The following is a 12,296-nucleotide window of genomic DNA, read 5'->3' on the forward strand; positions in this document are numbered from 1 at the left end:
CCCCCGAGCCTGCCGCTGCGCCGGCCGCCCCGCCGCCGCCTCCGCCGCCACCGGCACCGCGCACCTACACGGTGGTCTCCGGTGACACGCTGTGGGCGATCGCCGAGCGGTTCTACGGCGACGGCAGCAAGTACCAGCAGATCGCGAATGCCAGCGGAATCTCCAATCCTGACCTCATCCATCCCGGACAGGTTTTGACGATTCCCTGACCTGCACCGAACCGACGGCCCGGACCTCAGCGGTCCGGGCCGTCGTCGCCTCATCCGATGTGCCGCGGGATGATTCGCGCGCAAGCGCCGCTCATGCGGGTGAACCGGCGCGCAACCGGCCATCGCCCCGGTACCCTTGGAAATCACCACGACCGCAAACCGATGGGAGGCCGCCCGTGCGCCACCCGTGGCTTCGCGCGCTGCGATCACTCGTGCTGGCGGCCCCACTGGCGGTGTTGCTGCATGCGGCCCCGATGGCGCAGGCCATGCCAGGTGTACTCGTGTACCCCGGCATGGAAATCCGCCAGGACACCAATGTGTGCACGCTCGGCTACGTCGACCCGGTCAGCCGGATCGGGTTCACCGCAGGCCACTGCCGGGGCAGCGGCCCCGTGGGGGACCGGAACGGGAACTTCATCGGCCAGCAGACGTCATTCCGCGACAACACGCCCGACGGTGCGACGATCGACACGAATCACATGATCTCCGACTGGGAGACGATCCAACTCGCGGGCGACGTCGCGGTCAACAACATCCTGCCGGGTGGTCGCCTGCTGGTCGAGGACCCCGCGGTCGTGCCCGCGCCGGGTCTGCCGGTGTGCCACTTCGGGGTGGTCACCGGCGAGAGTTGCGGAACCATCGAAGCCGTCAACAACGGCTGGTTCACGATGGCGCACGGCGTGGTCAGTCAGAAAGGCGACTCCGGCGGGCCGGTGTACGTCGTCACTCCCGACGGCCGTGCTGCGATCGTCGGGATGTTCAACAGCACGTGGGGTCAGTACCCGGCGGCGGTGTCGTGGCAGAGCGCGAGCGGGCAGGCCCGCAATGCGGTGGTGCAGGCGTCCGGTGACATCGCGAACGCTGTTGTGCCGCAGCCCTAATCGAGCAATTTGAAGACCGGGATCGAGCGCGCGCCGTCCCGTAGCTCGGCATCGGTCGATTGCGGTGTCAAACCGGCGGCATGCCCCTTGACCTCCCAGTACCACCGGTCGAGGTAACGCTTCAGCAGCGGGGGCTTGCCGTCATCGGGCACCTCGGTGATCGGCACGGTGCGGCGACGCCACCGCGGGCCGATCTCGACGGCTCCGGCCGCTCTCGCGTTGCGGGCCCACTGCGTGTTGCCGCGCGGTGACACCAGGAACTTCTCGCTGTCCACCGACAGCAGGTTGACCACAACGGCGTGCGGTTTGCCGGTTCGCCGCCCGCGTACCCGCAGCGCCGTCGTACCGGCGATGCTGATGCCGAGTTCGGCGAGGTGGCGAATCAGGTCGTTGCCGGCGCGGGCGACCGGGCCGGGTGCGTCGTATCGCGTTGTCATCGTGGCTCCTTCGCAGGGAAACGTTTCGAGAGCAGTGCTCTCTTTCAAGAGTCGCACGGGTGGGCACGAATTTCAAGAGCAGTGATCTCGGTTCTGGCACACTCGCACTGTGGGCAAGCGTCAGGAGAGTCGCGAGCGGATCGAGGCCGCGATCATCGAGATCGGTCGGCAACACCTCGTCACCGAGGGTGCGGCGGGCTTGTCGCTGCGTGCGATAGCCCGCGACCTCGGCATGGTGTCGTCGGCGGTGTACCGCTACGTGGCGAGCCGCGACGAGCTGCTGACCCTGCTGGTGGTGGACGCCTACACCGAACTCGCCGATGCGGTCGACGGCGCGGCAACGCAATCCGATTGGCGTGCGCGCATCCGCGCCATCGCACACGCGACGCGCGACTGGGCCATCGACCAGCCGGCACGCTGGGCGTTGTTGTACGGCAGCCCGGTGCCCGGCTATCACGCCCCGGCCGAGCGTACGGTCGGGCCCGGCACGCGGGTGGTCGGTGCGTTGTTCGCGGCAGTCGCCGCCGGTATCGCGGCCGGGGACATCATGGCGACGAAAGAAGCTGTGGCGCAACCGCTCTCGTTCGACCTTGAGCGCCTTCGGGCCGAGTTCGCCTTCACCGGCGACGACGCGGTCGTGGCGAAGTGCTTTCTGGTGTGGGCGGGCCTGGTCGGCGCGGTCAGTCTCGAAGTGTTCGGGCAGTACGGTGCCGACACCCTGACCGATCCGGCGCAGATGTTCGAGCTTCAGATCGGGTTGTTGATCGATACGTTGACGCGCCCCGTACATCAATCTTGACTTATATAAGCAATAGCTTTTATGTTTGAGCCGTGCACGCGTTCGACGTCCTGGGCGACCCGGTGCGACGGCGCATCTTGGAATTGCTGGCCGACGGTGAACTGACCGCCGGCGCGATCGGGGCCGAGGTCCAAGCGGAGTTCGGCATCAGCCAGCCGGCGGTGTCGCAGCATCTGAAAGTATTGCGGGACAACGGTTTTGCCAACGTTCGAGCCGAAGGACAGCGCAGGCTGTATTCGGTGGACAGTGCGCCGCTGCGTGATATCGACCAGTGGCTGGACACCTTCCGGCGGTTCTGGACGCCGCACCTGGACGCATTGGCAACCGAGATCGCGCGCGGCAAAAGGCAACGCAGAATCGAAGGGAAACACCATGATTGACGTAACCCACCAAGTCAACGCCGTGCGCCGCACGGTCGGCACCCGAGTGCTCGAAGCGGGGGAGGCGCACGTCATCACGCTCGGCCAGACATATCCGACCGACGCCGCCGATCTGTGGGACGCGCTGACCAACATCGAGCGCATCCCGCGCTGGTTCCTGCCGATCACCGGCGAGTTGCGGGTCGGTGGCCAGTACCAGCTGGAGGGCAATGCCAACGGCACGGTGCTGAGCTGTGACCCACCCCGGGAGTTCACCGCCACGTGGGAGTTCGGCGGGGACGTCAGCTGGATCGAGGTCCGCGTCTTCGATGAGGGGCCGGATCGATCCCGATTCGAACTCGACCACATCGCGCACGTCGACGACGACACCTGGCGCCAGTACGGACCGGCCGCGGTCGGCATCGGCTGGGATCTCGGACTCGTCGGGCTGGCCATTCACCTGGAGACCGGTGAGGCGATCGAAGCCGGCTTCGAGGAGACGTGGTCGGCGAGCGATGACGGCAAGCGGTTCGTGACCGAAGCGGCCGGGCAATGGCAGCAGGCCCTGGTGGCCTGCGGCGCCGATCCCGAGTGGGCCCGCGCCGCGACGCAGCGTTGTGCCGCCTTTTACCAGGGCGAACCGCAGAACTAGAACGCGTTCTAGCCATCCCGCGCGGTCGGCGATATCCTCGTGTCGTGCTGAATCAGACACCTGTCCAGATTGCCTGGGTGACGGGCGACCTGGCGGCGACTGAACAGGCGCTGACCACCCTGCTCGGCGCGCGCCGTTGGGTGCGCATGCCCGCAGTCCACTTCGCCCCCGACAGTTGCTTCCATCGCGGCAGGCCCGCCGATTTCGTGGCCGACATCTCGCTGAGTTACGCCGGGGACACACAGCTCGAACTGATCGCGCCGGTCCGCGGTGACAGCGTGTACTCGGAGTTCCTGGATCGCAGCGGCCAAGGACTGCACCACGTCTGCGTCGAGGCGCCCGACCCCGCGGCGTTCGAGGCCCGCCTGCGCGACGCCGAACGCGACGGCACGCCCGCGGTGTGTCACGGCGAGATGCCCGGCGGCATGAGATTCGCCTATCTGTCGGCGCCAGGGGCCGGGGTGCCGTATCTGGAAGTCGCTTACATCCCGCCCGAGATCCGGGCGTTCTTCGACCATGTGAAACAGGAGCAGCAGTGAAAGAGATCCCCGAGGTTGTCGGCGCCGCCGAGGTCGCGTCCTGGTCCGACGAGGTCGACGTCGTCGTGATCGGCTTCGGCATCGCGGGCGGATGTGCGGCGGTCAGTGCGGCCGCGGCCGGAGCTCGGGTTCTCGTACTCGAGCGTGCGGCCGCCGCGGGCGGCACCACGTCGATGGCAGGCGGGCACTTCTACCTCGGCGGCGGCACCGCGGTGCAGGAGGCCACCGGGCACCCCGACACCCCGGAGGAGATGTACAAGTACCTGGTCTCGGTGGCCCGCGACCCCGATCTCGACAAGATCCGCGCGTATTGCGACGGCAGCGTCGAGCACTTCAACTGGCTGGAATCGCTGGGCTTTCAGTTCGAGCGCAGCTTCTACCCGGGCAAGGTGGTCGTCCCGCCCGGCACCGAAGGGCTGTCCTACACCGGCAACGAGAAGGTGTGGCCGTTCTGCGAACAGGCCAAGCCGGCGCCGCGCGGCCATTCGGTACCGGTGCCCGGCGAGCTGGGTGGTGCGGCGATGGTCATCGACCTGCTGCTCAAGCGCGCCGATGCGCTCGGGGTCGAGATCCGCTACGAGGTCGGCGCGACGAACCTGGTGGTCGAGAACGGGTCGGTCGTCGGCGTGAAGTGGAAGCACTTCGGCGAAACCGGTTGTGTGAGAGCGAAATCAGTGGTCATCGCGGCGGGCGGCTTCGCGATGAACGCCGAGATGGTCGCCGAGTACACGCCCGCGCTGGGCACCAAGCGGCGCACCAAGCACCACGGTGAGGTCGAGCCCTACATCCTCGGCAATCCCAACGACGACGGTTTGGGAATTCGGATGGGCGTCTCGGCCGGCGGCGTCGCCAAGGACCTCGATCAGCTGTTCATCACCGCCGCGGCCTATCCGCCTGAGATCCTGCTCACCGGCGTGATCGTCAACAACCAGGGTCAGCGCTTCGTCGCCGAGGACTCCTACCATTCGCGCACATCGGCTTTCGTGCTCGAGCAGGCCGACCAGGAGGCCTATCTCATCGTCGACGAGGCGCACATGGAGATGCCTGCCATGCCGTTGATCCGGTTCATCGACGGCTACGAGACGATCGAGGAGATGGAGACCGCGCTCGGTATCCCGAAGGGCAACTTGGCGGCGACGCTGCAGCGCTACAACGAGAACGCGGCCAAGGGCGAGGATCCCGACTTCCACAAGCAGCCGGAATACGTCGCGGTGCAGGACAGCGGGCCGTGGGCGGCGTTCGACCTGTCGCTGGGCCGCGCGATGTACTCGGGCTTCACCATGGGCGGCCTCGCGGTCTCGATCGACGGTGAGGTGTTGCGGGCGGACGGCACCGCCGTGCCCGGTCTGTACGCGGCGGGGGCGTGCGCCTCCAACATCGCGCAGGACGGAAAGGGTTATGCCAGCGGCACACAGCTCGGTGAAGGATCGTTCTTCGGCCGCCGCGCCGGCGCGCACGCCGCGGCGCGCTAGGCCTGTTCGGCGATGGCGCTCAGCTGCCAGCGCCCATCGCCGAGCAGCGCGAGCTGCTTCTCGTGATGCCGGTTGACGCTTTCGCGATGGCTGACGCTGACCACGATGCAGTCGGGTAGCTCGGTCCGCAGAGTCTCGTACATCGCGAACTCCTGACCCGGGTCGAGCGCCGACGTCGACTCGTCGAGGAACACCACGCTCGGCTTGGCCAGCAGGACGCGGGCGAACGAGATCCGCTGCTGCTCACCGGGCGACAGTATTTTCGACCAGTCCGCTTCCTCGTCGAGCCGCGACGACAAGTGGCCCAGGGTCACGGCGCTCAGCGCTCGCCGGATCTCGTCATCGCCGAACGCGGCGGCGGGATCCGGGTAGCTCACCATTTCGCGCAGGTCGCCCAGCGGGGCATAGGGCAACTGCGACAGGAACATCACCGTGCCCTCGGGGTATCGCACGGTGCCCGAACCGTACGGCCACAGTTGTGCGAGGCTGCGCAGCAGCGTCGTCTTGCCGGTGCCGGACGGGCCGGTGATGACCAGCCGGTCGCCGGGCGTCAGCTCCATGTCGAGGTTGTCCAGAAGCAGTTCGCCTGCGGGGGAACGCACTTCGACGTCGGCGAGCTCGACGCCACCGTTGTCGCTGACCCCGGACGCCAACCGCGGCAGCGCCCTGGCCTGTTCGTTGGCGGTCACCAATCCGTCGAGGCGGATGATCGCGGCGCGGTATCCGGCGAATGCGTCATACACCGACCGGAAGAAGCTCAACGAACTCTGCACGCGGTTGAACGCACTCGCCGACTGGGTGACATCGCCCAGTTGGAGTTCACCGGCGAACAGCCGGGGCGCCTGGATGATCGTCGGGAGCGGGTCGATGATCTGGTTGATGGACCGGTTCCAGCCGAGAAACGCCACGCCCCGCAACACGAGCCTGCGATAGTTCGCGATGATGCGGGCGAATCGCACGCCGAGCGTGTCGCGTTCGGTGCGCTCACCGCGGTAGAACCCGACGGCCTCGGCGGAATCGCGGATGCGCACGAGCGCATAGCGGAACGCGGCGTTGGTGAGCTCGTTGCGGAACGTGAGCCGGATGATCGGCCTGCCGATCCAGAACGCCACGACCGTCGTCACGGCGACCCACAACAACGCGATCCAGAACAGCGCCTTGGGCACCGTCACGCCCAGAATCGTCAACGGCCCGGCCAGGTTCCACAGGATCGGGGTGAACGCGACAACCGAGACGAGCGCGTACACCGAACCGAACAGCAGCGTCTGCGACGTCGCGACCGTCGGGTTGTTCGTCTCCGGTCCGGTGCCGGTGGTGAAGACGTCGATGTCGTGCTGGATGCGCTGATCCGGGTTGTCGATCGGCCGGCCGCCGAACGCGCCGAGGAAGCGGCCGCGATAGTAGGCCCGATCGTCGAGCCAGTCGCCGGTGAGCCGGTCGGTCAACCAGACGCGCCACCGAATGATGAAGTACTGCATGAGATACAGGTCGAGCAGCGTGCGGGTGATGTCGGCCGTCACCAGCATCGCGAAGATCACGATGGACTTCCAAAAACCGGCGATGCCCGAATCGCGCACCGCGTCGTTGCCCGCTCCCGCCCCCTCGAAAGCCACTTGAAGCGCGGTGAACTGGTCGTTTGCGTAATAGGAGAACAGCACGTCCATGCGCACCGAAACCATCACCGACAACAGCAGCACGGCCAACAGCGCCCACACCGGAATGCTTTGGCGCCCGGTGAAATAGCCGCTCGTGACTCGCCAGAACTGCCTGCCCCACCCGGTGAACCGGGCCAGCCCGGCCAGCACGACGACCATCGAGAGCGCGCCGACGGCCCACGCTTTCGCCACCCACAACAGCGACGCCAGGATCTCGTTGCCCCAGTCCAGCGACTGGGTGAACATCTCCATGCCCGGCAAGCTACCGTGGCCGGGTTACACCAGAGCGGGTTTCGAGTCTTCCTCGCCCTCCACGCGGCCCAGCCGCCATTCGCCGTCGCCGAGTAGCTGAAGTTCGTGGGTGTGGTGCTGCTCGACGGTGGTGCGGTGGCTGACGCTCACCAGGATGGTGTCCGGCAGCTCCGTGCGCACCAGCTGATAGAGCATGAACTCCAAGCCCTCGTCGAGCGCGGATGTCGACTCGTCGAGGAACACCACCTTGGGTTTGACGAGCATGATGCGCGCGAACGCGATTCGCTGTTGTTCGCCGGGGGAGAGCACCTTGGCCCAGTCCTGGACTTCGTCGAGCCGGCCGACGAGGTGCGCCAGTGCCACGTCGTTGAGCGTGCGCTTGAGGGTGTCGTCGTCGACCGAGCCTTCTTCGCCCGGATAGGTGACGACCGCGCGCAGATCGCCGAGCGGCACGTAGGGCAGCTGGGACAGGAACATCGTCTCGTTGGGTCCGCACGGCCGGGTCAGCGTGCCCGACGTGAACGGCCACAACTCGGCCAGGCTGCGCAGCAGCGTGGTCTTGCCGCTTCCCGACGGTCCGGTGATCACCAGCGTGTCGCCGACGTCGAGGGAGATGTCGAGCGGCTTGATCAGTTGCCTGCCGTCCGGGGTGCGGACCTCGACCTCGCTGAGCTTGACCGTGCCGTCGACGCACGGTGTGGTCGTCACCTCGGGCAGTTCGCGGGCCTCGTCGTTGGCCACGACCAGACCGTGCAGACGGATGATCGCGGCCCGGTAGCCGGCGAAGTTGTCGTAGGCACTGCGGAAGAACGACAGGCCGTCGAGCAGGCTGCGGAACGCGCTCGCGGTCTGCGTCAGCGCACCGAGCGTGATCTCGCCGCTGTAGAAGCGGGGGAACTGCACGACGTACGGAATCAGTTCCTGCGCCTGGTCAACCGAGAGGTTCCAGCCGAGGAACTTCGTCATCCGGTTGACGTAGCGCTTGTAGTTCGAGACGACGGGCGCGAACAGCCGCCGCAGGCCGGTGCGTTCGGCGATCTCACCGCGGTAGAACGCGACCGCCTCCGACGCGTCGCGCAGGCGCACCAGGGCGTAGCGGAACGCGGCGTTGTACTTCTCGTTGTTGAACGACAGCCAGATGATCGGCCTGCCGATCCAGAACGCGATGACCGTCGCGAACAACACGTAGACGATGCCGATCCAGAAGATCGCACGGGGCAGGTCGACATCGATCAGCGGCAGCGTCACCTCACCCGACAGATTCCACAGAATCGCGGTGAACGAAATCATCGAGGCGATCGAGCTGATCGCGCCGAACAGCAGGGTCGCGGTCGAGGTGTTGTTGGGCCGGTTCGGCAACGAGTCGGCGCTGCCGGTGAAGATGTCGATGTCGGTCTGGATTCGCTGATCCGGGTTGTCGATCGTGTCGTCGATGAAGCGGGCCCGGTAATACGCCTTGCCGTCGAGCCAGTCCGTGGTGAGCCGGTCGGTGAGCCACGCGCGCCAGCGGAGCATGAAGCGCTGCGTCATGTACAGGTCGAGCATGATCCTGGCGACGTTGAGCACCGCCAGGATCGTGAAGACTCCCAGCGACATCCAGAAGCCGTCCCGGCCGGACACCCGCACGGCCTCGTTGCCGCTGGAGATGCCCGAGGCGATGACCTGGAAGCTCGTCATCATGTCGTTGCCCTGGAAGCTGAACAACACGCTGAGCCGCACGCCGGTGATCACCGACAACAACAGCGCGGCCAGCCAGAGCCACACCTTGACGCTGTCCGGACCGGTGAAGTAACCGCTGCTGACGCGCCAGTACTGCCTGCCCCACTCGGTGAAGCGCGCGATCAGGAACAGGATCACCATCGTCGACACCGCCGCGATGACCCAGCCCTTGGCGATCCACACCAGCGATGTCAGAAGCTCGTTGCCCCAGTCGAGAGTCGGGGTGAACATCTCCATGCGGGCAAGGTACCCCGCAATCCTGCGGATGGCGTCGCGGAGGCTCCGTGCAACCGGTCCCGTTCGGCGTCTGCGGTCCTCCGCGTACCGTGAACATGTGCCAAAGACGTCCAGCGCCAAACCGGGGCGCTTGAGCAGCAAGTTCTGGAAGCTTCTGGGTGCCAGCACCGAGCGGAATCAGGCCCGTTCGCTGTCGGAGGTCAAAGGGGCGGCGGACTTCGAGGAGAAGGCCGCCGGGCTCGATGACGAACAGCTGACCAAGGCCGCCAAACTGTTGCAGCTCGAGGATCTGGCCGCCGCCGCCGACATCCCGCAGTTCCTCGCCCTCGCGCGGGAAGCCGCCGAGCGGACGACCGGGCTGCGTCCGTTCGACGTCCAGCTGCTCGCGGCGCTGCGCATGCTCGCCGGCGACGTCGTCGAGATGGCCACCGGTGAGGGCAAGACCCTGGCCGGCGCGATCGCCGCGGCCGGCTACGCGATCGGCGGGCGCAACGTCCACGTCATCACGATCAACGACTACCTGGCCCGCCGCGACGCCGAATGGATGGGGCCGCTCATCGAGGCGCTGGGCCTGTCGGTCGGCTGGATCACCGCCGACTCGACTGCCGAGGAACGCCGCGCGGCGTATCAGTGCGACGTCACCTACGCCTCGGTCAACGAGATCGGCTTCGACGTGCTGCGCGATCAGCTGGTCACCGACGTCGAGGACCTGGTGTCGCCGAACCCCGACGTCGCGCTCATCGACGAAGCCGACTCGGTGCTCGTCGACGAGGCGCTCGTGCCGCTCGTCCTGGCGGGTACCAGCCACCGCGAGCAGCCCCGGGTCGAGATCATCCGCATGGTCGGTGAGCTGACCCCGGGCAAGCACTACGACACCGACGCCGACAGCCGCAACGTGCACCTCACCGATGCGGGCGCCCGCGCGATCGAGGCCAAACTCGGCGGCATCGACCTGTACTCCGAGGAACACGTCGTCACGACCCTCACCGAGGTCAACGTTGCCCTGCACGCGCACGTACTGCTGCAGCGCGACGTGCACTACATCGTGCGGGACAACGCCGTACAGCTCATCAACGCGTCGCGTGGCCGCATCGCCGCGCTGCAGCGCTGGCCGGACGGGCTGCAGGCCGCGGTCGAGGCCAAGGAGGGTATCGAGACCACCGAGACCGGTGAGGTGCTCGACACCATCACCGTGCAGGCGCTGATCAACCGGTATCCCACGGTGTGCGGGATGACCGGCACCGCGCTCGCCGCAGGCGAGCAGCTACGGCAGTTCTACAAGCTCGGCGTTTCGCCCATCCCGCCGAACAAGCCGAACATCCGCGAGGACGAAACCGACCGCGTGTACATCAACGTGGCGGCCAAGAACGACGCGATCGTCGAGCACATCGCCGAGATCCACAAGACGGGTCAGCCGGTCCTCGTCGGCACCCACGACGTGGCCGAATCCGAGGAACTGCACGAGAAACTCGTGAAGGCGGGGGTTCCGGCGGTGGTGCTCAACGCCAAGAACGACGCCGAGGAAGCCGCGGTGATCGCCGAGGCGGGCAAGCTCGGCGCCGTCACCGTCTCGACGCAGATGGCCGGGCGCGGCACCGACATCCGGCTGGGCGGTTCGGACGTCGGCGACCAGGCCCCCGAAAAGGAGAAGGTCGCCGAACTCGGCGGTCTGCATGTCGTCGGAACCGGCCGCCACCACACCGAGCGCCTCGACAACCAGCTGCGCGGGCGCGCAGGCCGGCAGGGCGACCCCGGCTCGACGGTGTTCTTCTCCAGCTGGGAGGACGAGGTGGTGGCCGCGCACCTCGAGCGCAGCAAGCTGCCGATGGAGACCGACGAGGACGGGCGAATCGTCGCACCGAAGGCGGCCGGGCTGCTCGACCATGCGCAGCGCGTCGCCGAGGGCAGGCTGCTCGACGTGCACGCCAACACCTGGCGGTACAACCAGCTGATCGCCCAGCAGCGCGCGATCATCGTCGAGCGCCGCGAAACGCTGCTGCGCACCGCGACCGCGCGCGACGAACTCAAGGAGCGCTCGCCCGAGCGCTACGAGAAGCTGGCCGAGGACCTGGGGGAGGACGCCGAGGAGCGGCTGGAGAAGATCTGCCGGTTGATCATGCTCTACCACCTCGACCGTGGCTGGTGTGAGCACCTGGCCTATCTGGCCGACATCCGCGAGAGCATCCACCTGCGGGCGCTGGGCAGGCAGAACCCGCTCGACGAGTTCCACCGGATGGCCGTCGACGCGTTCGCCTCGCTGGCCGCCGACGCGATCGAGGCGGCGCAGCAGACGTTCGAAACGGCCGAGTCGATCGAAGACGAACCGGGCATCGACCTGTCGAAGCTCGCACGGCCGACGTCGACGTGGACTTACATGGTCCACGACAATCCGCTCGCCGACGACACGATGTCTGCGCTGAGCCTGCCCGGGGTGTTCCGCTAAGTTTTAGTTCCATGGAGGACGCGCCTGCTCCGCAGGGCAGGAGCGCAGTGTCGGGTGGTGAGTCATCTGCCCGTGACCGCGTGGTGACGGTGCCCAACGCGCTGAGTCTGGTGCGGCTCGTGTTGGTGCCGGTGTTCCTGTACCTGCTGTTCGTGGCACACGCGCAGGGCTGGGCCGTCGCGGTGTTGATGTTCAGCGGCTTCTCCGACTGGGCCGACGGCAAGATCGCCCGGCTCGTGGCCAACCAGTCATCGCGGCTCGGGGAACTGCTCGACCCGTTGGTGGACCGCATCTACATGGTCACCGTCCCGGTGGCGCTCGCGTTCTACGGCGCGGTGCCGTGGTGGATCGTGCTGACCCTGCTGGGACGCGACGCGGTGCTGGCCGCCACGCTGCCCATCTTGCGCAGCCGCGGGCTGGCCGCGCTGCCCGTCACCTACATCGGCAAAGCGGCGACGTTCGCGCTCATGTCCGGCTTCCCGCTGATCCTGCTCGGGCAGTGGGATGCGTTGTGGAGCAGGGTGATCCTGGCCTGCGGCTGGGCGTTCCTGATTTGGGGCCTGGCGCTGTACCTGTGGTCGGCCGTGCTGTACCTGATCCAGGTGGTGCTGGTGGTGCGCCGCATGCCGGTGGTGCGATGAG

The 12,296-nt window shown here is 67.1% G+C and carries 12 protein-coding genes; 9 read left to right on the forward strand and 3 right to left on the reverse strand.

Annotated elements, in window-relative coordinates:
• Positions 1–209: LysM peptidoglycan-binding domain-containing protein (locus AWC31_RS18250; protein ID WP_133060184.1), on the forward strand; the 209-nt coding region annotated here is incomplete at its 5' end.
• A 176-nt stretch (positions 210–385) separates the two neighbouring features.
• Positions 386–1,090 carry an Rv1815 family serine proteinase gene (locus tag AWC31_RS18255; RefSeq protein WP_085145529.1) on the forward strand — a complete coding sequence of 235 codons (705 nt, stop codon included), beginning with the start codon at positions 386–388 and terminating at the stop codon, positions 1,088–1,090.
• On the opposite strand, the gene AWC31_RS18260 is transcribed toward AWC31_RS18255, so the two are convergent.
• Positions 1,087–1,527, reverse strand: coding sequence for a nitroreductase/quinone reductase family protein (locus AWC31_RS18260; protein ID WP_085145530.1), 441 nt, complete (start codon positions 1,525–1,527; stop codon positions 1,087–1,089). The genes AWC31_RS18255 and AWC31_RS18260 overlap by 4 nt on opposite strands.
• Positions 1,528–1,636: 109 nt before the next feature.
• Here AWC31_RS18260 and AWC31_RS18265 point away from each other — a divergent pair, with 109 nt between their 5' ends.
• Genes AWC31_RS18265 through AWC31_RS18285 form a run of 5 tightly spaced genes read left to right on the forward strand, consistent with a single transcriptional unit; the run spans position 1,637 to position 5,348 of the window.
• Complete coding sequence (locus AWC31_RS18265) at positions 1,637–2,326, forward strand: TetR/AcrR family transcriptional regulator (protein WP_085145531.1); 690 nt, start codon at positions 1,637–1,639, stop codon at positions 2,324–2,326.
• A gap of 32 nt (positions 2,327–2,358) precedes the next feature.
• Complete coding sequence (locus AWC31_RS18270) at positions 2,359–2,706, forward strand: ArsR/SmtB family transcription factor (RefSeq protein ID WP_085145532.1); 348 nt, start codon at positions 2,359–2,361, stop codon at positions 2,704–2,706.
• A complete protein-coding gene (locus AWC31_RS18275) occupies positions 2,699–3,337 on the forward strand; it encodes an SRPBCC family protein (RefSeq protein ID WP_085145533.1) in 639 nt (212 codons plus the stop codon). Before AWC31_RS18270 ends, AWC31_RS18275 begins: the two co-directional genes overlap by 8 nt.
• A 44-nt stretch (positions 3,338–3,381) precedes the next feature.
• Positions 3,382–3,876 (forward strand): VOC family protein, encoded by a 495-nt coding sequence (locus AWC31_RS18280; RefSeq protein WP_085145534.1) that lies wholly within the window; start codon positions 3,382–3,384, stop codon positions 3,874–3,876.
• Positions 3,873–5,348: an FAD-binding protein gene (locus AWC31_RS18285; RefSeq protein ID WP_085145535.1), complete on the forward strand. Its 1,476-nt coding sequence runs from the start codon at positions 3,873–3,875 to the stop codon at positions 5,346–5,348. Before AWC31_RS18280 ends, AWC31_RS18285 begins: the two co-directional genes overlap by 4 nt.
• Here the strand turns inward: AWC31_RS18285 and AWC31_RS18290 are convergent.
• Both AWC31_RS18290 and AWC31_RS18295 read right to left on the reverse strand, forming a co-directional pair.
• Positions 5,345–7,255, reverse strand: coding sequence for an ABC transporter ATP-binding protein/permease (locus AWC31_RS18290; RefSeq protein WP_085145536.1), 1,911 nt, complete (start codon positions 7,253–7,255; stop codon positions 5,345–5,347). The two genes, AWC31_RS18285 and AWC31_RS18290, sit on opposite strands and share 4 nt — an antisense overlap.
• A gap of 24 nt (positions 7,256–7,279) precedes the next feature.
• Positions 7,280–9,211 (reverse strand): ABC transporter ATP-binding protein/permease, encoded by a 1,932-nt coding sequence (locus AWC31_RS18295; RefSeq protein ID WP_085145537.1) that lies wholly within the window; start codon positions 9,209–9,211, stop codon positions 7,280–7,282.
• Between the two features lie 97 nt (positions 9,212–9,308).
• Between AWC31_RS18295 and secA2 the strand changes: the two genes are divergently transcribed.
• Together secA2 and AWC31_RS18305 are read left to right on the forward strand one after the other, a co-directional pair.
• Positions 9,309–11,654, forward strand: coding sequence for an accessory Sec system translocase SecA2 (secA2, locus tag AWC31_RS18300; protein WP_067851889.1), 2,346 nt, complete (start codon positions 9,309–9,311; stop codon positions 11,652–11,654).
• A gap of 11 nt (positions 11,655–11,665) precedes the next feature.
• A complete protein-coding gene (locus AWC31_RS18305; RefSeq protein ID WP_085145538.1) occupies positions 11,666–12,295 on the forward strand; it encodes a CDP-alcohol phosphatidyltransferase family protein in 630 nt (209 codons plus the stop codon).
• Position 12,296 lies beyond the last annotated feature (1 nt).

The sequence above is a fragment of the Mycolicibacterium wolinskyi genome (assembly GCF_002101965.1).
In the GTDB taxonomy this organism is placed as follows: Bacteria; Actinomycetota; Actinomycetes; order Mycobacteriales; family Mycobacteriaceae; genus Mycobacterium; species Mycobacterium wolinskyi.

What these genes read in the sequence shown, in the direction of transcription:
- AWC31_RS18260 (WP_085145530.1), bottom strand. Translation starts at nt 1,527, where the DNA reads ATGACAACGCGATACGACGCACCCGGCCCGGTCGCCCGCGCCGGCAAC.
- AWC31_RS18275 (WP_085145533.1), top strand. Translation starts at nt 2,699, where the DNA reads ATGATTGACGTAACCCACCAAGTCAACGCCGTGCGCCGCACGGTCGGC.
- AWC31_RS18290 (WP_085145536.1), bottom strand. Translation starts at nt 7,255, where the DNA reads ATGGAGATGTTCACCCAGTCGCTGGACTGGGGCAACGAGATCCTGGCG.
- AWC31_RS18295 (WP_085145537.1), bottom strand. Translation starts at nt 9,211, where the DNA reads ATGGAGATGTTCACCCCGACTCTCGACTGGGGCAACGAGCTTCTGACA.
- AWC31_RS18305 (WP_085145538.1), top strand. Translation starts at nt 11,666, where the DNA reads ATGGAGGACGCGCCTGCTCCGCAGGGCAGGAGCGCAGTGTCGGGTGGT.